Raw genomic sequence first — 19,361 nt, 5'->3', positions numbered from 1 at the left:
CCCATCAGCGTCATCGCCGGTGTGCAGGGGGCGCTGCCGCCCCACCGCTACAGCCAGCACGAGATCACCGAGGCCTTCCTCGCCGTCCCGGCGTTCGCCGGTCTCGGCGACGTCGTCCGCGGGCTTCACGACCATGCGAAGGTCAACAGCCGCCACTTCGTGCTCCCGCTGGAGCGTTATCCGTCGCTGACCGACTTCGGCGACGCCAACGACATCTACCTCGAGCACGCCCTGGATCTGGCCTGCGAAGCGCTGACCGCTGCGCTCGACGAAGCAGGTCTGCGCCCCGACGATCTCGACATGATCATGACGACGACGGTCACCGGCGTGGCGGTGCCGTCGCTGGACGCACGCATCGCCAACCGGCTGGGTCTTCGACCTGACGTGCGCCGGGTGCCGCTGTTCGGGCTGGGCTGCGTAGCGGGTGCGGCCGGCATCGCCCGCATGCACGACTACCTGCGCGGCGCCCCCGACCACGTCGCCGCGCTGGTGTCGGTGGAGTTGTGTTCGCTGACCTACCCGGCCGCCGAACCGACGATGGCCAGCCTCGTCGGCAGCGCCCTGTTCGGTGACGGTGCCGCCGCGGTGATCGCCGCAGGTGAGGCCCGCGCCGGCGAGATCAACGCGACCGGACCCGCAGTGCTCGACTCGCGCAGCCGGATGTACCCGGACTCGCTGGACACCATGGGATGGAAGGTCGGGCGCAACGGTTTCCAGCTGATCCTGTCGCCGAACCTGCCCGAGCTCATCGACCGCTACCTCGCCGACGACATGGCAGGCTTCCTCGGCGGGCACGACCTCACCGTCCCCGACATCGACGCATGGGTGTCCCACCCGGGCGGCCCCAAGGTGATCGAGGCGATCACCGCCGCACTCGGTCTCGCCGACGACGCGCTGGAGTTGACGTGGCGTTCGCTGGCCGAGGTGGGCAACCTGTCGTCGTCGTCGGTGCTGCACGTGCTGCGCGACACCCGCGCCAAGAAGCCGACGCCCGGATCTCCGGGGCTGCTGATGGCGATGGGACCCGGCTTCTGCTCCGAACTCGTGCTGCTGCAGTGGCGTTGAGCATGCTCGCCTACACCGTGCTGATCGCCGCCGTCGGGGTCGAGCGGATCGCCGAACTCGTGGTCTCCCAACGGAATCTGAAGTGGAGCAGGGCCCATGGTGGCGTCGAGTTCGGCGCCGGCCACTACCCGGTGATGGTGCTGCTGCACACCGGCTTGCTGGTGGGCTGCCTGGTCGAGGCGGCGCACCGCGAGTTCATCCCGACGTTGGGTTGGTCGATGTTCGCCGTCGTGATCGCCGCCCAGGGATTGCGGTGGTGGTGCATCACCACACTCGGCCGGCAGTGGAACACCCGCGTCATGGTCGTCCCGGACGCCGGGCGAATCACAGGCGGCCCGTACCGGTTCCTCTCGCACCCCAACTACGTCGCCGTCGTCCTCGAGGGCGTCGCGCTGCCGTTGGTGCACAGCGCGTGGATCACCGCAACGGTGTTCACGGTGCTCAATGCTGTGCTGCTGTGGGTGCGGATCTCGGTGGAGGACGAGGCCCTCGAGTCGCTGACATGATCGATCTGGCCGTCGCAGGCGGTGGACCCGCGGGGTTGGCCACCGCGATCCTTGCGGCCCACGCGGGCCTGCAGGTGACGGTGATCGAGCAGCGCACCGGTCCGATCGACAAGGCGTGCGGTGAGGGTCTGATGCCGCACGCGGTGCGCCAACTCGACCTGCTCGGCGTCCGGCCCGCGGGACGGACGTTCCGTGGGGTGTCCTATCTCGATGGCCGTCGTTGTGTCACAGCACAGTTCGGCTCGGGTCCGGGGTTGGGGGTGCGGCGCACGACCCTGCACGAGGCGTTGCAGCGCGAGGCGGAGGCGGCCGGCCTATCGGTGGTGCACGACCGGATCGGTGCGATCGTCCAGGATGAACGATCGGTGACGGTCAACGGGATCCGAGCCCGCTACCTGGCCGCGGCCGACGGCCTGCACTCACCGATCCGGGCCGGCCTCGGCCTGAACCAGCCGGTGGGCAGAACCCGGCGCTGGGGCCTCAAACGCCACTTCGCCGTCGCGCCGTGGAGCGACGTCGTCGAGGTGCACTGGTCCGATCAGCCCGAGGCCGGGGAGGCGTACGTGACACCGGTGGCCGACGACTGCGTGGGCATCGCGATCCTGACCTCACGGCAGGGCCGTTTCGAGCAGCACCTCGCCGCGTTTCCCGCGCTGCGCGAGCGCCTCGACGGCCTTACCTACGAAGCCGACCGGGCGGCCGGACCGCTGCGGCAGAAGTCACGCAGTCGGGTCGCCGGACGGGTGTTGCTGGTCGGTGACGCGGCGGGCTACGTCGACGCCCTCACCGGTGAAGGTCTGGGATTGGCGTTCGCCGCGGCACGGCTACTGGTCGACTGCGTGGCCACCGATCGTCCCGCCGACTACGAGCAGCAGTGGCGCCGGGCAACGCGGCGCTACCGGTTCCTGACCGCCGCGACGCTCCATGCGAGCACGTCGCCGCTGCGGTCACTGATCGTGCCCGCCGCCGACCGCCTCCCACGGCTGTTCACCGGGGTGGTGAATCTGCTCGCCGACTAACGCGCCATCCCGGCATGCCACCGAAATCCGATTCCGCCCTTCGGCTTTCGCCGTGTAGAGAGCCTGATCAGCACAGTCGAGCAACTCGGCGACCGCGGCATCGGGATCCACACCGCGGTATCGGACCTCGCGCGGGTCGACCGTGCACACGCCGATGCTGATCGTGACGACGCCGGACTCCGAGTGCGGATGCGGGATCGCCAGGGCGCGGATCGCCGACGACAGGCCGGTCGCGAACGTGCCCGGATCGTCACACCCTGCCAGCAGGATCGCGAATTCCTCGCCGCCGTAGCGCGCTGCCACGCAGCCGTCCGGATCGGCGAGATGGAGTAGGACGTCGGCGACATCACACAGACACCGGTCACCGGCCTGATGCCCGTAGTGGTCGTTGAATGCCTTGAAGTGGTCGACGTCGACGAACAACGCCGTCAACGGTTGCTCGAGTTGGACCGCGCGCAACCAGATCTCGCGTCCCCGCTGCGTCAGCCCGCGGCGATTCGCCAGCCCGGTCAGCGGATCGGAGTTCGCCATGTCGGTCAGCGATTCCTGCACGGCCCGTTCCAGGGTGACGTCGCGCAGGATCGCCGCCGAGAGCCCCTTGGCGGCGTGCCGACTGTGGACGACGTACCACAGCCACGATCCGTCTTTCGCGCGCACCCGGAACGGCAGCGAGGCCTCGGTCCGGCCGGTGGTCCACCTGTTCATCACCAGGTGGAGGTCGTCGGGGTGCACATGGCTCTGCCACTCGGCCTGCGAGATCCGACCGCTGGGCAGGTCCAGGTTGATCCGTCCGGCGATCGCGTGGTGCAGCACGTCGCCGCGGGAGTCGACGACGATGACCAGGTCCCCCGTCAGCTCGGCCACGAGGTCGTAGACCTCATGGCTGGCGTTGTCCATCGCGGTCAGCCGGTTGCGCTCCTCCAGGGCCGCCGCCACGAGCACCACCATCGCGTAGCCGGCGAGTAGGAACACCTGGGCATACATCATCGCCTGCGTGGGGTCGTCGGTGCCGACGGTGAACGGGCCGTATCCGGCGAACGTGGAACCCAGGATGATCACCGCGCCGATGGCCATCTGCCCGAAGGCCGCCGCGATCCCGGCGTCGATGAGGACCAGCAGGGTGGGCACCCCGGCGAGGAACAGCAGCGCGAAGTTCGACTCGGCGGCCGCCACCAGACACAGCGCGACCATCAGCAGGGAGAAGCCCACCGATGTCGCCACATGGCGCCACGATTGCCGACGCCACAGGTGCCGCCAGCGCAGCAGCACCGGCGCCAGGAACGCGATGCCGACCGCTTCGGCGAGATACCAGATCGCCGCGACGGTGGCCAGCGATCGCAGATCACCGGGACCCTGCTCGTGCACGACGACACTGAGCGCCCCGATGAGCCCGGCGAACACCGGCGCAATCGCCACGCCGTAGATGACGAACCGCCGCCAGCTGCGCAACGAGTCGCTGCGGCCCGTCACCCAGTCCTGGTCGGGCTGCAGCATCCACGCCGCGAACACCACCGCGGTGACCGTGGACAGTGCGGCCAGCTCCGGCCGCTGCCCCAACACCAGCCACGCCGGCCCGTACTGGAAAACGGCGAAGGACACCAGCAGCGCGGGCCAGTGCCGCCGCCGCGCGGTCAGCAGCGCCACCAGCTGCGGTGCCGCCGCCAGCCAGACGACGGTGAACGTGCGACCGTCGACCGAAGCGAGGTAGCGCACCAGATAGGACGTGGCGGCCACCGCAAGCGTCCACCCCACGAGCTGCCACACCGGGGGCAGCAGGTCGGCGGCGGCGACGCGGGCGCGCAGCCGACCCCAGTGACCGGTGGCCCCGGTCAGCTCGGGTCGTTCGCCCCTCACCATCTAGCCAGTCAACCGTGTCAATATTCATCTCGGCAACGCTTTCGCCAGCTAGGTCGGGTTTAGTGGCTAGCGGAGTTCACATTCCGGACGCCTTCAAGAAACACGTGAACGACAGAATGACCCGGCCGCGCAACTACGGCCCGACCGCAGGAGACTCAGTGACCGATGTCGTGAAGCCCGATTCCTCAGAGTCCGCGGAGGTCAACGGCGCGCAGCTGGTGCCGACGGGACAGACCCGCACCGGCATGAGCGCCGACGCGCTGCGGCACGCGGTGTCCGACCACCTGCTGTACTCGATCGCGCGCCCGCCGGCGGTGCTGACACCGGAGCACTACTACCGTGCGCTGTCGCTGGCGGTCCGCGACCGCATGCAGAAGCGCTGGATGGCCACCACCCAGGACTGGCTCGACCTGTCGGCCAAGGTGACGTGTTACCTGTCGGCGGAGTTCCTGATGGGTCCGCAGCTGGGTAACAATCTGCTCAACCTCGGCATCGAGGCCGCCGCGCGCCAGGCGATGGCCGACCTCGGTCAGGACCTCGACGTCATCTTGGACTGCGAGGGGGAACCCGGCCTCGGCAACGGCGGGCTCGGCCGGTTGGCCGCCTGTTACCTCGATTCGCTGGCCACCCTGGAGCGGCCGTCGATCGGCTACGGCATCCGCTACGAGTTCGGCATCTTCCGGCAGGAGATCGCCGACGGCTGGCAGATCGAGAAGACCGACAACTGGCTGGTGCGCGGCAATCCGTGGGAGATCGACAAGCCGGACGCGAGCTACCTGGTGAACTGGGGCGGCCACACCGAGGAGTACGAGGACGTGACCGGCAAGTTCCGGGTGCGGTGGGTGCCGCAGCGGGTGCTGCAGGGCGTCTCCTACGACACCCCGGTGCAGGGTTACGGCGTCAACACCTGCAACACCCTGACGTTGTGGAGCGCGCGGGCGTTGGAGTCCTTCGCGCTGGACGCCTTCAACACCGGCGACTTCTACAAGGCCGTCGACGAGGAGGTGGCCGCCGAGACCGTCTCCAAGGTGCTCTACCCCAACGACGAACCCGACGCCGGCAAGCGACTGCGGCTGCTGCAGCAGTACTTCTTCGTGACCTGTTCGCTGCAGGACATCCTCAACATCCACCTGGAGCGGGCGAGCCTGCCGCTCTCGGCACTGCCGGACAAGTGGGCGATCCAGCTCAACGACACCCACCCGTCGATCGCGGTGGCCGAGTTGATGCGGCTGTTGATCGATGAGTACCAGCTGACCTGGGATCACGCCTGGGATCTGACGGTCCGCACGTTCGGCTACACCAACCACACGCTGCTGCCGGAAGCGCTGGAGACCTGGCCGCTGGCGATGTTCGGTGAGGCCCTGCCACGCCACCTGGAGCTGATCTACGAGATCAACGAGCGGTTCCTCGAGGAGGTGCGGGCGCGGTTCCCCGGCGACGAGGAGCGGGTGGGCCGCATGTCGCTGATCGGCGAGGACGGCGGCAAATGCGTGCGGATGGCGCACTTGGCCACGGTCGGCAGCCATGCCGTCAACGGCGTCGCGGCGCTGCATTCGGAACTGCTGAAGTCCAGTGTCATGAAGGACTTCTACGAGATGTGGCCGCAGAAGTTCGGCAACGTCACCAACGGGGTCACCCCGCGCCGGTTCCTGGCGCTGTCGAACCCGGGCCTGCGCGATCTGCTCGACGAGACGATCGGCCCCGGCTGGTTGACGAACCTGGGGCGCCTGAAGGGGCTGGAATCCTTCGTCGACGACCCCGCTTTCCGGCAGCGCTGGCGAGAGGTGAAGCGCGCCAACAAGTCCCGGCTCGCGGAGTACGTCCATTCGACGACGGGCATCGAGCTGGACCCGATGTGGATGTTCGACGTCCAGGTCAAGCGCATCCACGAATACAAGCGCCAGCACCTGATGGTGCTGCACATCATCACGCTGTATCACCGCCTCAAGCAGAACCCGGGGCTGTCGATCCCGCCGCGGGTGTTCATCTTCGGCGGCAAGGCGGCACCCGGTTACTTCATGGCCAAGCGCATCATCAAGATGATCACCGCCGTCGGCGACACCGTGAACGCCGATCCGGACGTCAACCGCTATCTCAAAGTGGTGTTCCTGCCGAACTTCAACGTCAAGAACGCCCACCTGGTCTATCCCGCCGCCAACCTCAGCGAGCAGATCTCGACGGCAGGCAAGGAGGCGTCGGGCACCGGGAACATGAAGTTCATGATCAACGGCGCGCTGACGATCGGGACCCTCGACGGCGCCAACGTCGAGATCAGGCAGGAGGCGGGCGCGGAGAACTTCTTCCTGTTCGGGCTCACCGAGTCACAGGTGGAGGCCGTCAAGGCCGACGGGTATCGGCCGCTGAGTTTCGTCGAGGGCGATCCCGAGCTGGCGTCGGTGCTGGAGTTGCTGGCGCGCGGCGAGTTCACCCACGGCGACACCGAGGTGCTGCGGCCGATCGTCGACAACTTCCTGCACCACGATTCGTTCCTCGCCCTGGCCGACTACCGGTCCTACGTCAACTGCCAGGACGACGTCTCCCGCGCCTGGCTCGACGGGGACACCTGGTCGCGGATGTCGATCCGCAACACCGCGCGCAGCGGCATGTTCTCCAGCGACCGCGCGATCAAGGAGTACTGCGACGAGATCTGGGGCGTCGGCCCGATGTCGGTCGACCTGTAGCCCCCATCTGGTCGGGTTCCGGCTCCGAATACAGAGCAGTTGCACCCCGACCAGGAGACCTACTTGCGCACATCGAGCCGTCCGACGCCCACGACGAATTCACCGTCGGTGCGGCCGTGGCGGTGGATCATGGCGGTCCTGGCGCTGACGCAGTTGGTCGCACCGCTGGTGGTCAATGCGGTGGCGGGCAACTTCCTGCGCACGGGTGCGACCAACCAGGCGTTGATCACCCCGGCCGGCTACGCGTTCAGCGTGTGGGGCGTCATCACCCTGCTCAGCGCGGTGACGTCGGTCGCGGTGCTGCGGTTCGGGCTGGGTTCGTCGTGGGAGACCAGCCTGCTGATCGATGCGAGCGTGGTGTTCGTCGGCTACAGCGTGTGGCTGGCGGTCGCGGCGCAGGACTGGCTGTGGGCCAGCGTGGTGGTGGCGGCGGTGATGGTGGCCGCGTTGATCCACATCCTGCTGCTGCTGGTCGGCCGGCGCGCTGACCTGACCTGCCCGTCCTGGCTGGCCACCCTGGCGGCCACGACCTTCGGCCTGTACCTCGGATGGCTGGGTGCGGCGGTGTTCGCCAACGTCGCCGCCGCACTGATCGGCTCCGGGGTGTCGGCTGCCGGGGTGTGGTGGCAGTTGGTCATCCTGGTCGCCGCCGCGGTGTTCGCGGTGCTGCTGACGACGGTCCTGCGCGGGACCTGGGGCTACCTCGCCGGCGCGGTGTGGGCGTTGGTGGCGATCACGATCGGCGCCGCGCAGCGCGACAGCGTGGTCGTGTCGGCGACGGCGGGCGCCGCGGCGCTGGTGGTCGTCGCCGCGACCGTGCGAGTTCGCCGCGCGCAACGACCGTGACGGTCGGTCAGCGCGCGTGATTCGAGTAGAGCCGGCACAGCACGCCGAAGTGGTCCGACGGGAAGATCCTCGGCAGCGACGGGGCGATCGGCTCGCGTCCGAGTAGCACGATGTCGTCGGCCTTCCACGCCGGGCCTTTGACCAGCACCCGGTCGAACCTGACGTGGCGGTGCTTGTTCTTCATGTCGTAGCGCATGTGATTGATCGAGGTGTCCTCGGTGAATCCCGGTTCGTCCGGCCGCAGGCTCGGCCACACGTCCTGATACTGCGGATCGAGCTCGTGATTCTCGTCGTCTCGCAGGTTGAAGTCGCCGAGCAGCACGACGTTGCCGTCGCCGCGGAACGCGCGGAACAGCCGGGACAGCTGGCGGGCCCGCAGCTGCCTGGCCTTCTTCCCGCTTTCCAGATGGACGGACACGATCCTCAGGTCGACGCCGTTGACGCTGAGTTCGGCTGTCAGGTACCCGCGGGACAGGTGCGTGGGCAGCCGCGTGTAGGTGCTTCGGCGGATCGGGAGCCGGGACAACATCAGCATGCCGTAGGAGCCGTCGCCGGCCACCGCGGCGCGGCAGTAGTGCTCTCGTATCCAGGGCTGCGCGAGGAACACCTCGAGCGCGGTGCCGGTCACTTCCTGAAAGACCATGATGTCCGGGAGTTCCCGCGACAGCAGCGACGCGATGGCGCGGTAGCGCTGCTCTCGGTGAAGCTCGTTGAACCAGATGTTGAATGTCGCCACCGTCAGCTGCTCGCGTTGCGCGGATCCGCCGTCGTCGACGTCACGCCACCGATCGGTGTCGACGTCGAAGCGGCCGACCGGGACGGCGATACGCCGACGGCGGAACAGGTTCATCATTCGGCCGCGTCGAGTCCGCGTTCGACCGCCCGCAGCAGCGCCAGCGCCGACGCGACGTCGTGCTTGTCCCCCGACGAATCGATCGCGTCGTCGAGCAGTCGCGCCCAGATCGCCCGGAGCCGCGACAGGTTCTCCGCAGCCAACTCGGTGGAGCGCAGTACCGCACCCCGGCTGTCGGTGGGATCGGCCGATCGCCGCACCAGCCCCTTGGTCTCGAGGTCGCGCAGCGCCCGGCTCAGATTGCTCCGCTGCAGTCCGGTCGCGGCCGCGACGACGCTCGGGCCGACATCGGGATGGTGGTCGAGGTACCGCAGCACGGTGATCTCGGTGGCGGAGAGCTCCACGACAGCAGGTTCCGCGGAGGCCCGGGCCCTGACCGCACGCGCCACCGCCATGACGACGTCGGCGAGGTCCGCGAGTTGCTCGGCACGGGGTTGTCGGGTTTGCACCGCACCACCATACCTGATAGTTATATAGTGATAACTATCAATTGATAATTACCTTGGAGACGCCTATGACCGCCGCCGTGGACACCACCACGGGACGCGACGCGACGCCCGCAATCACCGTCGGCCTGCTCGTCACTCTCGCCCTACTCTCGGCGGTGGCACCGTTCGCCACCGATCTCTATCTGCCGGCGTTCCCGGCGATGGTCGACGACCTGCACACCTCGCCGACCAACATCCAGCTGACGCTGACCGCGTTCCTACTCGGCCTGGCCGCCGGGCAGTTGATCTTCGGTCCGCTGTCGGATCGCTACGGCCGGGTCAAACCACTGGTCGTCGGCGCCGTGATCTGCGTGATCGCCAGCCTGGCCACCGTGCTCGCCCCCACGGTCGAGGTGCTCATCGCCGCGCGTCTGGCACAGGGACTCACCGGAGCCGCCGGCATGGTGATCGGCCGCGCGATCATCTCCGACCTCGCGACCGGACGCGACGCCGCCCGCGCCTTCAGCCTGATGATGATCGTCGGCGGGGTCGCCCCGATCGCAGCACCGCTGGCCGGCGGTCTCCTCGTCGAGCCGCTGGGCTGGCGCGGTGCGCTCGCGGTGATCCTGGTACTGGTCATCGCGATGCTCGGCGCCGCGCTTGCGGTGATCCGCGAGACCCACACCGAACAACGCCGCGCCGCGCTGCGCAACCAGAAGACCACCGCCGGTTCACCTTTGAAAGACCTGACCCAGCGCGCCTACCTCGGCAACCTCATCGCCTTCGGTTTCGCGTTCGCGGTGATGATGGCCTACATCTCGGCATCACCGTTCATCTACCAGACCATGATGGGGCTGTCCTCCGCCGAGTACGGAGCGATGTTCGGGGTCAACGCTTTTGGACTCCTCTCGATGAGCGCGCTCAGCGCCCGGCTCACCGCACGCTGCGAGCCCCGCACCGTGGCCGGTGTCGGCCTGGCGGTCATCCTGACCGCAAGCATCTCGGTGCTCGCGATCGCTGTCCTCGGCGCACCCGCGGGTTGGTTGGCGTTGCCTCTGTTCTTCGCGGTCGCGGGCATGGGCCTGATCTTCGGCAACACCACGGCCCTGGCGTTGTCGGCCGCGCCGCGGGCTGCCGGGACGGCCTCGGCCGCGCTCGGTGCCACGCAGTTCCTGCTCGCGGCGGCCGTGTCGCCGTTGGTCAGCCTGGGAGGTGAGCACACCGCGGCGCCGCTGGGCATCGTGATGGTCTGCGCCTCGCTGCTGGCGTGTGCCGGGTTCTCGGTCGCGGGCGCACGGCCGTCGCGCCCCTGACCCCACTTCGCCGGAATTGCATTCCAACAGCCAAATCGCGAGAGACGGCCTGCTGGAACGCAATTCCGGCGATCGAAAACCATTGGAAAGCCACCCGCCTGATGTGTCACCCTCGGCGGATGGTCGATGTCGAGGCGTTCGAGCGGGACGGGTTCGTCAAGGTCGAGCAGGCGGCGCCACGGGCGGTGGCCGACGCGGCCCGCGCGCTGCTGTGGCAGCAGCTCGGTGTGTCACCCGATGATCCGAGCACGTGGACCCGACCGGTGATGTGGGCGTCCGATCTGACGGGTGCGGGACCGTTCGGCGACCTGGTCCGCAGCCCGCGTCTGGCCGAGGCACTGGACGCGGTCTGCGGTGTCGGCGGATGGCAACCGCGCGGATCGTTGGGCAACATCCCGGTGCGATTCCCGGTGTCCCCGCCCGCCGACGACCGCGGCTGGCACATCGACCTGAACACACCGCAGGCGGACGGTTCGTGGGCGGTCAGCCGCAGGCCGCACACCATGCTGCTGCTGACCCTGCTGTCCGACGTGACCATCGACGACGCGCCGACACGGATCCGGGTCGGCTCCCACCGCGACGTCGCCGCCGCGCTGGGTGAGGACGCGCTGGACGCGGTGTCCGCGGGACGTCTCGCCGACGAGGCGAGCTCCGGCCGGCCGGTGGTGCACGCGACGGGCGCACCGGGTGACATGTATGTGGTGCACCCGTTCACCGTGCACGCCGCCGACGAACACCGCGGCAGCACGCCACGATTCATGGCCCAGGCGCCGATCGTGCTGACCTCGCCACTCACTGCGGATCCGGCGCGCTGACGCACCCCGCGCGTCGCTGAACGCGCCCGATCCGCTCAGGTCACAACCCGGTCACTGCCCCGCGCGGCCCCGCGACCGCCCCGCTGACCGCTGTTACGTTCGCGCCCATGGCGCTCTTGAGACAACGGGTCCGCCGCGTCGGCGCACGCCTGGCCGTCGCGGTGATGCTCGCTGCCGGCTTGACGACGATCACCGTCCCGCAGGCGACGGCGTTCTCCCGCGAGGGCCTGCCGATCGAAATGCTCGACGTCCCGTCGCCGGCGATGGGACGCAACATCCGCGTCGAATTGCAAGGTGGCGGGCCACATTCGGTGCTGCTGCTCGACGGTCTGCGCGCGCAGGACGACTTCAACGGCTGGGACATCAACACCGCTGCATTCGAGTGGTTCCACCAGTCCGGCATCTCGGTGATCATGCCCGTCGGCGGACAGTCCAGCTTCTACGCTGACTGGTACCGGCCCGCGAAGAACAACGCGGGCACGGTGACCTACAAGTGGGAGACATTCCTCACCAACGAGCTGCCGACCTGGCTGGCGGCCAACAAAGGCCAGGACCCGTTCGGCAATGCCGTTGTCGGATTGTCGATGTCGGGCAGTGCGGCGCTGACGATGGCCGCGTACTACCCGCGCCAGTACAAATTCGCCGCCTCGCTGTCGGGCTACCTGGCGCCATCGCAGAAGCTGTGGCCGCCGCTCATCGACATCGCGATGCAGGACGCCGGTGGATTCGACTCGTTCGACATGTGGGGCCCATCGGGCTCACCGGCGTGGCGTCGGGCCGACCCCATGCTCAACATCAACCGGCTCGTCGCCAATCGCACTGCGCTGTGGGTGTATTGCGGCAACGGCATAGCGTCCGACCTCGACACCGGCACCGATCTCGGCATCAATGTCAGCGCCGGCTCGCTGGAGACCATCACGCTGAGCACCAACAAGGAGTTCCGCGACAAGTACCTGGCCGCGGGCGGCCGCAACGCCATCTTCAACTTCCCGCCCAACGGAACCCACAGCTGGGGTTACTGGGGTGCGCAGCTGCAGGCGATGAAGCCGGACATCGTGCGCCTGCTGACGACGCCACCACCACCGCCTCCCCCACCTCCACTCCCGCTGCCGCCCCCGCCGCCGCCGCCGCCGCCGCCGGGGTAGCCGGCTACTTGAAGTACGGGTCGAGCAGTGTCGACCACGCGTTGTCGAGTTGCGCCCACTCGTCTTCGCAGCCGTCGGCTCGGCCTTCGGGGAGTTCACCGGCAGCGACCAGATCCGCGTTGGTGTCCGGACTCGAGCCGTAGATCCAGCACTGCAGGTTGAACATCCGCGTCTCGTCCAGCGAGTGCACGTCGGCAAAATCCTCCGCGCTGACCTCACCGCGCTGCACCCCCGACGCACCGAACGTCCGCGCGAAGTCCTTGACCGCCTGCACCGATTCCGGGTCCGGCACACCGTCGTCGCCGGGTTGCAGGAGCACGAACGCGGCGAGTTGATCGGCCACGTCCTCCTCGCGGCCGAGGGCCGGCAACTCGTAGATGTTGATGGCCATGTGGCCGACCTCGTGATAGAACGTCGCGTACTCGGAGTTCAGCGCCGAGGCGACGGGGTCGGGGTCACCGGCCTCGGTGAAGATCTGTTCGGCGAGCGCGGCGTCCTCGTAACACAGGGTGATCGACTGTTCGTCCGAGTCCCAAAAGGCGTTCGCCTCATCACATTGTGAGCCGAGCAGGTCGATGTCGTAGGGCAGTGCCAGGGTTTCGTTGATGTCGTCGGCGAGGTCCTCGAGCAGATCGTTGTCCTGCATCAGCGCGCGCCCGGCGAGCGCATCAGGGGTCTGTGCATCCTCGTAGGTGACGATCATCGCCCCGTCGTCCTCGACATCAGGATCGCTGCTCTGCTCTGCCGCGACCGTGCCCGACGGGGCCGCCTCGGAGGGATCGGGCTGCTGCTCTCGCGCACCGCCGCACCCCGCCAGAACAAGACTCGCCGCCACCAGAGGCCCCACCCAGATCCGCATGCCCCAGACGGTCGCAGATTTCAGCCCCGCAGGAAGCTACTTCGAGTAATCGGTGCTGAGCCAGCGCTGCGGGCGCATCCGGATGACAACCGAGGTCGGGGTGAGGTTCTCGTCGGCGAACTGGCCGCCGGCTTCGTCGCCGAGATAGCGGACCGCGATCGCGCGCACCTGCGCGTCGTCGGCGGGCCCGATGCCGGTGACGTCGCCCTCGGCGGTGACGTACTTGTAGGGCGGCTGCTCGTCCTGCACGGTGATCGCGAAGCGGCCGGCATCACGAATCAGCTTGTGCTTGATGGACTCTGACTCGGTCCACAGCAGCACCTCGCCCCCGGGTCGATAGCCGTACCAGATCGGTACCGCCAGCGGGGCACGGTCGGGCCGCTCGACGGCGATCACGCCGACGTGCACGTCGGCCAGATATCGTTCGCGCTCGTCACTGCTCATCTTCGCCATGCCTACTGCCAACCACTGAGAGCTCGGTCACATTCCCCCGGGTAGGAGCCCACGCAACAGCACCGCCAGCCCGTATTCGAAGGCGTCGTCGGCGCGTTGCGACTTGGGCTCACCGGTGGCCAGCGCAGCCGCCAGTTCCGGTCCGACCTCGGCGCCGGTGTGCCAGGGTTCGTCGGGGGCAGCCACGTCGAGCGCCGAGCCGAGGACAAACGAATCCATCAGCGTGATCGCCCGCAGCGTGTCCGCCGGGTCGAAACCGCCGCGGTGCAGCGTGACGGCGAGCGCGTTGTACATCGTGAACGCCTGCGTGCTGTTGACGGCGTGGGCGGTCATCAGCGGGATCAGCCGCGGGTAGCGCGCGTAGCTGCGCCGGTAGGAGCGCAGGATGTCGGCGACGACGTCGCGCCAGGGCCGGCCTGGGTCGTCGTCGGGGAGTTGGACCTGCGACATCGCGCGTTCCCGCAGCAGTTCGACGATCTCGTCGCGGCCGCTGACGTGGTTGTACAGCGACGACGGTCGCACCCGCAGCGCACGTGCGATTCCCGGGATGGTGAAGCCGCCGGTCGCCATCACCGACTTCAGCGCCGCGTCGGCAATCCGGTCTGTCGACAGCAGCGGTGTGCGTGGTCGTCCCATGCCGCAACTCCCGTCTTGCGCGAGGAAGTGACTCAGTTCACAATAAACGAACCTCATTCGTTTTAGGAGCCGGATGCTCACGCTCACTGCCCCCGCCGCCCCGCCGATGTCGCGGTCGACGGACTCCCAGCGCCCGCCGCTGCGTGTCGGACTGGTTCAGCACCGCTGGCGCCCGGATGCCGCCGAACTCACCCGGGTGCTGCGCGACGGCATCAACCGCGCCGCCGCCGAGGGTGCGACCGCGGTGTTCCTGCCCGAGATCACGCTGTTGCGCTACCCGGCCGATCAGCCTGCCGGGCCCAATCCCGGTGCCCTGGCCGAGGGTCTGGCCGACGGACCGACGTTCGCGCTGGCGGCCGAGGCCGCCGCTGCCCACGGCGTCTTCGTACACGCGTCGCTCTACGAGAGCGCCCCCGACGCCGACGGGCTCGGCTTCAACACCGCGATCCTGGTGTCGCCGGCGGGCGAACTGGTAGCCCGGACCCGCAAGCTGCACATCCCGATCTCGGCCGGCTACTACGAGGACACCTACTTCCGCGCCGGCCCGGCCGACGACCCCTATCCGGTGTACGAACCCGATGGCCTCGGCGCCCGCATCGGGCTGCCGACCTGCTGGGACGAATGGTTTCCCGAGGTGGCGCGCAACTATTCGCTGGGTGGCGCCGAGATCGTCGTGTACCCCACCGCCATCGGCTCCGAGCCGGTGTTCCCGGATTTTGACACCCGCCCGCTGTGGCAGCAGGTCATCGTCGCCAACGGCATCAACAGCGGCCTGTTCATGGTGGTGCCCAACCGCGTCGGCAATGAGGGCTCGGTGACGTTCTACGGGTCGTCGTTCATCTCCGATCCGTACGGGAGGGTGCTGGTGCAGGCCCCGCGTGACGAGGAAGCGGTGCTGGTCGCCGACCTCGATCTCGACCAGCGCCGGGACTGGCTCGAGCTGTTCCCGTTCCTGCTGACCCGCAGACCGGACACCTACGCAGCTCTCACCGAACCCGTTGACACACAACATCCTTACGGTGTCGGACAGCGGGCGACCGCGGTGGTCAAATGAGCGCGACGCTGTACGACGGCGGTGTCGTCTGGACCGGCTCCGAGGAGACCGACGCACTGCTGGTCGTCGACGGTGTGGTGGCCGCACTCGGCGACGAGGCACGTGCCCGCGGCGCCGAGGCCGACCGGGTCGACCTGGGTGGCGGGTTCCTGATGCCGTCCTTCGGCGACGGGCACGCCCACCCCCTCTACGGCGGACTGGAGGCAGTCGGGCCGCCGGTGCGCGGGTGCGGTTCGGTCGACGAGATCCTCTCTGCGGTCAAGAAATACGCCGACGATCACCCCGAGCAGGACTGGATCGTCGGTGCCTCCTACGACGGCAGCCTGGCACCCGGCGGGCTCTTCGACGCACACTGGCTCGACGCAGCGGTGCCCGACCGCCCCGTGGTGCTGCGGGCGTGGGACTACCACACCGTCTGGTGCAACTCCGAGGCCCTGCGCCGGGCGGGAATCACCGCCGACACCCCGGATCCGGCACTCGGCGAGATCCCGCACCGCGACGACGGATCGGTGCTCGGGACGCTGCGGGAGTGGGGCGCCACCGATCTGGTGATGAACGTGATGCCCCCGCTCGACGAGCAGGTGCGCATCGACGCGCTCGGCACCGCCGCCGACTACTACCTGGCCCGCGGTGTGACGTGGGTTCAGGATGCCTGGGTGGAACCCGCCGATGTGGCGACCTATGTCGAGGCGGCGCGGCGCGGAAAGCTGCGGATGCGGTTCAACCTGGCGCTGTACGCCGACCCGCGGCACTTCGACTCTCAGGTAACCCGTTTCGCCGAACAGCGCGCGCTGGTCGAGGCCGCCGCCAACCCGTTGCTCACCGCACAGACGGTGAAGTTCTTCGCCGACGGGGTGGTGGAGAACGAAACCGGTGCGCTGCTGGCGCCGTACTGCTCGGGCCTGCATGAGCACCTGGGCATGCGCAACTGGGAAGGCGACTCGCTGGCCGAGGCTGCGCGACGCGTCGACGGACTCGGACTGCAGATCCACATCCACGCCATCGGCGACGCCGCGGTCCGGCAGGCACTGGATGCCATCGAATACGTTGTCGCACAGAACGGCCCGCGGGACCGGCGACCGGTGATCGCGCACTGCCAGTTGGTCGACGACGCCGACCTGGCCCGGTTCGCCGAACTCGGTGTCATCCCCAACATGCAACCGCTGTGGGCACAGCTTGATGCGTTGATGACAGTGCTGACGATCCCGCGACTGGGCGCCGAGCGGGCCGACAAGCAGTACCCGATCCGCACGCTGGAGCGCTCGGGCGCGCCGCTGAGCTTCGGCTCGGACTGGCCGGTGTCCTCGGGGGCCCCGCTCGACGGGATCGCGGTCGCGGTGTCGCGAAGCACCGAGGACGGTGCGCCCGAAGGCGGCTGGACGCCGCACGAGATCCTGCCCATCGAGGAGGCGCTCAGCGCCTACACCGCCGGCGTCGCGAATCAGGCCTTTGCCGAGAGCAATTGGGGCCGCCTCGGACCGGGCGCCGAAGCCGACATGATCTGGCTGCACCAGGATCCGCGCGCCACACCACCACTGGAGTTGCCGAAGGTCGGCATCCGGGCCACCTACTTGCGCGGGGATCCGGTCTACCGCGCCGACGCAGTGAAGGGACAGTCATGAGCACCTCGGAGTCGTTCGTACCCGACCTCGACGCCCGCGAGGGCCATCTGAAACGCGCGCTGGGCCTGCCGTCGCTCGTGCTGTTCGGCCTGGTGTACATGGTGCCGTTGACGGTGTTCACCACCTACGGCATCGTCACCGAGACCAGCGGTGGCCGGGTGCCGTTGGCCTATGCGGTCACCCTGACCGCGATGGTGTTCACCGCGCTGTCCTACGCCCGGATGTCGCGGGCGATACCGATCGCCGGGTCGGCATACACCTACACACAGCGGACGTTCGGCGCACCTGCCGGCTTCCTGGCCGGATGGTCGCTGCTGCTGGACTACCTGTTCCTGCCGATGCTCAACTACCTTGTCATCGGCCTCTACCTGAACGCGGCGGTGCCCGCACTACCGGAGTGGGCGATCATCATCATCGCGATCGCAATCGTCACGGTGCTCAACATCGTCGGCATCGTGTCGGTGGCCCGGGCGAACTTCCTGATCATCGCGATCCAAGCCGTCTTCATCGTGACGTTCCTGGTGCTCGCCGTGAGGGTGATCTCGGGTTACGGCACCGTCGACCTGCTGGGCCCGTTCACCGGTGACGGCAGTGCCGCGGGGATGAGTCCGGTCCTGGCCGGCGCGGCGATTCTGTGTCTGTCCTTCCTCGGCTTCGACGCGGTCTCGACACTGTCCGAGGAGGCCAAGGACGCCAAACGCACCGTGCCGTACGCGATCATGATCGCGACGGTCGTGTCGGGGACCATCTTCATCGTGCTGTCCTATGTGTCGCACCTGGTGTTCCCGTCCCACGACTTCGCCGATGTCGATTCCGGTTCGCTCGACGTGATGGCCGCCGCAGGCGGGCAGTTCCTCAACACGTTCTTCACCGCCGCCTACGTGGCCGGCTGCGTGGGTTCGGCGTTGACCTCTCAGGCCTCGGTGGCGCGAATCCTGTTCGCGATGGGCCGCGACGGAGTCCTGCCGCGCAAGGTGTTCGGCCATGTGTCGGCCCGGTTCAGCACGCCGGTGTACGCCATCGCAGTGGTCAGCGTGGTGTCGCTGCTGGCCATTGTGATCGACCTCGCCATGCTGGCCTCCCTGGTCAGCTTCGGTGCCCTGGTGGCGTTCTCGGCGGTGAACCTGTCGGTGATCAAACACTTCTTCGTGGACCGGGGGGAGCGCTCCAACGTGCTGCTCAACCTCGTCGCCCCGGCTATCGGGTTCATCCTGACCGTGTGGCTGTGGACCAGCTTGTCCGGGATGACGCTGGTGCTGGGCCTGATCTGGCTGGCGATCGGTGTCCTCTGGCTGGTGGTGGTCACACGCGGATTCCAGCGACCCACCCCGGTTCTCGACCTCAAGGAGTGATTTCGCGGGCGACGGGACGTGCCGGATCCGAACTCCACTCCGACCACGACCCGGCATACAGCGCGGCGTCGATCCCGACGGCCGCAAGCGCGGCGACAGTCACCGCAGCCGTCACCCCGGAGCCGCAGTACGCCGCGACATCCGAGCCGGCGGTGACACCGTGGGAGTCGAACAGTGCGGTGAGCTCGCGCTGCGACAGCCAGGTTCCGTCAGCGGTCAGCAGGCCGGTGCTCGGCACGTTGCGTGCTCCGGGGATGTGGCCGGCCACCGGGTCGACGGGTTCGACCTCGCCGCGGTAGCGCTCCGGCGCGCGGGCGTCGAGCAGCACCCCGATGCCGGGCACGCCCTCGGCGGTCACGGTGGGGCGGGCCCCCACATAGAGGTCGTCATGGGCGACCGTCACATCGCCGGGCACCGGAGTGACCGTGCCCGTGTCGAGTTCACCCGGCCACGCGGACAGCCCGCCGTCGAGGATCCTGACGTCGGAGATCCCCGCGGCCGTGAGCACCCACCACGCACGCGCCGACGCGGCACGGTTCCAGTCGTCGTACACCACCACCGGGACCCCGGTGCGCACCCCCCAGCGCCGCGCGGCCTCCTGCAGCCCGCCCCCGGACGGCAGCGGATGACGGCCACGTCCCGTCGCTGCGTGGTCGGTGAGCTCATCGTCGAGGGACACGTACACCGCCCCGGGCAGATGACCTGCCTCATAGGCCGCGGCACCGTCCGGTTCGGGCAGCGACCACCGCACGTCGAGCAGCGTCACCGGCTCGCCCTCGTCGAGCCTGCGCGCCAACTCGTCGGCGGTGATCAGCACACTGTCGCGACTACCCATCCCGGAATGGTATTCCCGACCG

General features: G+C 68.5%; 18 protein-coding genes. 11 read left to right on the top strand and 7 right to left on the bottom strand.

Features of this window, described 5'->3' with window-relative positions:
* The first annotated feature begins 3 nt into the window (after positions 1-3).
* From ABDC78_RS05180 to ABDC78_RS05170, 3 genes are read left to right on the top strand one after another with little or no spacing between them, the layout of a single operon-like run.
* Positions 4-1,065 (top strand): 3-oxoacyl-[acyl-carrier-protein] synthase III C-terminal domain-containing protein, encoded by a 1,062-nt coding sequence (locus tag ABDC78_RS05180; RefSeq protein WP_178357843.1) that lies wholly within the window; start codon positions 4-6, stop codon positions 1,063-1,065.
* Between the two features lie 2 nt (positions 1,066-1,067).
* On the top strand, positions 1,068-1,571 hold the full coding sequence (locus tag ABDC78_RS05175) for an isoprenylcysteine carboxyl methyltransferase family protein (protein ID WP_178357844.1): 504 nt from the start codon (positions 1,068-1,070) through the stop codon (positions 1,569-1,571).
* Positions 1,568-2,590 carry an NAD(P)/FAD-dependent oxidoreductase gene (locus tag ABDC78_RS05170; protein ID WP_178357822.1) on the top strand — a complete coding sequence of 341 codons (1,023 nt, stop codon included), beginning with the start codon at positions 1,568-1,570 and terminating at the stop codon, positions 2,588-2,590. Before ABDC78_RS05175 ends, ABDC78_RS05170 begins: the two co-directional genes overlap by 4 nt.
* Here the strand turns inward: ABDC78_RS05170 and ABDC78_RS05165 are convergent.
* Positions 2,519-4,447 carry a sensor domain-containing diguanylate cyclase gene (locus ABDC78_RS05165; RefSeq protein ID WP_178357821.1) on the bottom strand — a complete coding sequence of 643 codons (1,929 nt, stop codon included), beginning with the start codon at positions 4,445-4,447 and terminating at the stop codon, positions 2,519-2,521. The genes ABDC78_RS05170 and ABDC78_RS05165 overlap by 72 nt on opposite strands.
* 158 nt (positions 4,448-4,605) lie before the next feature.
* Between ABDC78_RS05165 and ABDC78_RS05160 the strand changes: the two genes are divergently transcribed.
* Positions 4,606-7,128, top strand: a complete 2,523-nt coding sequence (locus ABDC78_RS05160; protein WP_178357820.1) for a glycogen/starch/alpha-glucan phosphorylase — start codon at positions 4,606-4,608, stop codon at positions 7,126-7,128.
* A 63-nt stretch (positions 7,129-7,191) separates the two neighbouring features.
* Positions 7,192-7,974, top strand: coding sequence for a hypothetical protein (locus ABDC78_RS05155; RefSeq protein ID WP_218620480.1), 783 nt, complete (start codon positions 7,192-7,194; stop codon positions 7,972-7,974).
* 7 nt (positions 7,975-7,981) lie between these two features.
* Here ABDC78_RS05155 and ABDC78_RS05150 read toward each other — a convergent pair whose 3' ends face one another.
* Both ABDC78_RS05150 and ABDC78_RS05145 read right to left on the bottom strand, forming a co-directional pair.
* On the bottom strand, positions 7,982-8,827 hold the full coding sequence (locus ABDC78_RS05150; protein ID WP_347133335.1) for an endonuclease/exonuclease/phosphatase family protein: 846 nt from the start codon (positions 8,825-8,827) through the stop codon (positions 7,982-7,984).
* On the bottom strand, positions 8,824-9,276 hold the full coding sequence (locus tag ABDC78_RS05145; RefSeq protein ID WP_178357819.1) for a MarR family winged helix-turn-helix transcriptional regulator: 453 nt from the start codon (positions 9,274-9,276) through the stop codon (positions 8,824-8,826). Before ABDC78_RS05145 ends, ABDC78_RS05150 begins: the two co-directional genes overlap by 4 nt.
* Before the next feature lie 65 nt (positions 9,277-9,341).
* Between ABDC78_RS05145 and ABDC78_RS05140 the strand changes: the two genes are divergently transcribed.
* The 3 genes from ABDC78_RS05140 to ABDC78_RS05130 all read left to right on the top strand — a co-directional run bounded on the left by ABDC78_RS05140 (position 9,342) and on the right by ABDC78_RS05130 (position 12,528).
* Positions 9,342-10,568: a multidrug effflux MFS transporter gene (locus ABDC78_RS05140; RefSeq protein ID WP_178357818.1), complete on the top strand. Its 1,227-nt coding sequence runs from the start codon at positions 9,342-9,344 to the stop codon at positions 10,566-10,568.
* 119 nt (positions 10,569-10,687) lie between these two features.
* Entirely contained in the window at positions 10,688-11,383 is a 696-nt protein-coding gene (locus tag ABDC78_RS05135) for a phytanoyl-CoA dioxygenase family protein (protein ID WP_178357817.1), read from the top strand.
* A gap of 107 nt (positions 11,384-11,490) precedes the next feature.
* Positions 11,491-12,528: an alpha/beta hydrolase family protein gene (locus ABDC78_RS05130; RefSeq protein WP_347133334.1), complete on the top strand. Its 1,038-nt coding sequence runs from the start codon at positions 11,491-11,493 to the stop codon at positions 12,526-12,528.
* Between the two features lie 4 nt (positions 12,529-12,532).
* Here ABDC78_RS05130 and ABDC78_RS05125 read toward each other — a convergent pair whose 3' ends face one another.
* From ABDC78_RS05125 to ABDC78_RS05115, 3 genes are read right to left on the bottom strand one after another with little or no spacing between them, the layout of a single operon-like run.
* A complete protein-coding gene (locus tag ABDC78_RS05125; RefSeq protein ID WP_178358620.1) occupies positions 12,533-13,387 on the bottom strand; it encodes a DUF4344 domain-containing metallopeptidase in 855 nt (284 codons plus the stop codon).
* 36 nt (positions 13,388-13,423) lie between these two features.
* Entirely contained in the window at positions 13,424-13,840 is a 417-nt protein-coding gene (locus tag ABDC78_RS05120; RefSeq protein WP_178358621.1) for a pyridoxamine 5'-phosphate oxidase family protein, read from the bottom strand.
* Positions 13,841-13,867: 27 nt separating this feature from the next.
* A complete protein-coding gene (locus ABDC78_RS05115) occupies positions 13,868-14,476 on the bottom strand; it encodes a TetR/AcrR family transcriptional regulator (RefSeq protein WP_178358622.1) in 609 nt (202 codons plus the stop codon).
* Positions 14,477-14,549: 73 nt separating this feature from the next.
* On the opposite strand from ABDC78_RS05115, the gene ABDC78_RS05110 reads away from it, so the two are divergent.
* The 3 genes from ABDC78_RS05110 to ABDC78_RS05100 are packed head-to-tail and all read left to right on the top strand — an operon-like array spanning position 14,550 to position 18,504.
* On the top strand, positions 14,550-15,530 hold the full coding sequence (locus ABDC78_RS05110) for a nitrilase-related carbon-nitrogen hydrolase (RefSeq protein WP_178358623.1): 981 nt from the start codon (positions 14,550-14,552) through the stop codon (positions 15,528-15,530).
* Complete coding sequence (locus ABDC78_RS05105) at positions 15,527-17,152, top strand: amidohydrolase (RefSeq protein WP_178358624.1); 1,626 nt, start codon at positions 15,527-15,529, stop codon at positions 17,150-17,152. Before ABDC78_RS05110 ends, ABDC78_RS05105 begins: the two co-directional genes overlap by 4 nt.
* Entirely contained in the window at positions 17,149-18,504 is a 1,356-nt protein-coding gene (locus ABDC78_RS05100; RefSeq protein WP_178358625.1) for an amino acid permease, read from the top strand. The genes ABDC78_RS05105 and ABDC78_RS05100 overlap by 4 nt, the downstream gene beginning before the upstream one ends.
* Here the strand turns inward: ABDC78_RS05100 and ABDC78_RS05095 are convergent.
* On the bottom strand, positions 18,494-19,339 hold the full coding sequence (locus ABDC78_RS05095) for a sulfurtransferase (RefSeq protein ID WP_178358626.1): 846 nt from the start codon (positions 19,337-19,339) through the stop codon (positions 18,494-18,496). The two genes, ABDC78_RS05100 and ABDC78_RS05095, sit on opposite strands and share 11 nt — an antisense overlap.
* Between the last annotated feature and the right edge of the window lie 22 nt (positions 19,340-19,361).

The organism is Mycobacterium sp. DL (assembly GCF_039729195.1).
Lineage (GTDB): Bacteria > Actinomycetota > Actinomycetes > Mycobacteriales > Mycobacteriaceae > Mycobacterium > Mycobacterium hippocampi_A.
This window is presented reverse-complemented; position numbering and strand designations above follow the sequence as displayed.

What these genes read in the sequence shown, in the direction of transcription:
- ABDC78_RS05125 (WP_178358620.1), bottom strand. Translation starts at nt 13,387, where the DNA reads ATGCGGATCTGGGTGGGGCCTCTGGTGGCGGCGAGTCTTGTTCTGGCG.
- ABDC78_RS05100 (WP_178358625.1), top strand. Translation starts at nt 17,149, where the DNA reads ATGAGCACCTCGGAGTCGTTCGTACCCGACCTCGACGCCCGCGAGGGC.
- ABDC78_RS05140 (WP_178357818.1), top strand. Translation starts at nt 9,342, where the DNA reads ATGACCGCCGCCGTGGACACCACCACGGGACGCGACGCGACGCCCGCA.
- ABDC78_RS05130 (WP_347133334.1), top strand. Translation starts at nt 11,491, where the DNA reads ATGGCGCTCTTGAGACAACGGGTCCGCCGCGTCGGCGCACGCCTGGCC.
- ABDC78_RS05110 (WP_178358623.1), top strand. Translation starts at nt 14,550, where the DNA reads ATGCTCACGCTCACTGCCCCCGCCGCCCCGCCGATGTCGCGGTCGACG.
- ABDC78_RS05120 (WP_178358621.1), bottom strand. Translation starts at nt 13,840, where the DNA reads ATGGCGAAGATGAGCAGTGACGAGCGCGAACGATATCTGGCCGACGTG.
- ABDC78_RS05135 (WP_178357817.1), top strand. Translation starts at nt 10,688, where the DNA reads ATGGTCGATGTCGAGGCGTTCGAGCGGGACGGGTTCGTCAAGGTCGAG.
- ABDC78_RS05175 (WP_178357844.1), top strand. Translation starts at nt 1,068, where the DNA reads ATGCTCGCCTACACCGTGCTGATCGCCGCCGTCGGGGTCGAGCGGATC.
- ABDC78_RS05165 (WP_178357821.1), bottom strand. Translation starts at nt 4,447, where the DNA reads ATGGTGAGGGGCGAACGACCCGAGCTGACCGGGGCCACCGGTCACTGG.
- ABDC78_RS05105 (WP_178358624.1), top strand. Translation starts at nt 15,527, where the DNA reads ATGAGCGCGACGCTGTACGACGGCGGTGTCGTCTGGACCGGCTCCGAG.
- ABDC78_RS05170 (WP_178357822.1), top strand. Translation starts at nt 1,568, where the DNA reads ATGATCGATCTGGCCGTCGCAGGCGGTGGACCCGCGGGGTTGGCCACC.
- ABDC78_RS05115 (WP_178358622.1), bottom strand. Translation starts at nt 14,476, where the DNA reads ATGGGACGACCACGCACACCGCTGCTGTCGACAGACCGGATTGCCGAC.
- ABDC78_RS05150 (WP_347133335.1), bottom strand. Translation starts at nt 8,827, where the DNA reads ATGATGAACCTGTTCCGCCGTCGGCGTATCGCCGTCCCGGTCGGCCGC.
- ABDC78_RS05095 (WP_178358626.1), bottom strand. Translation starts at nt 19,339, where the DNA reads ATGGGTAGTCGCGACAGTGTGCTGATCACCGCCGACGAGTTGGCGCGC.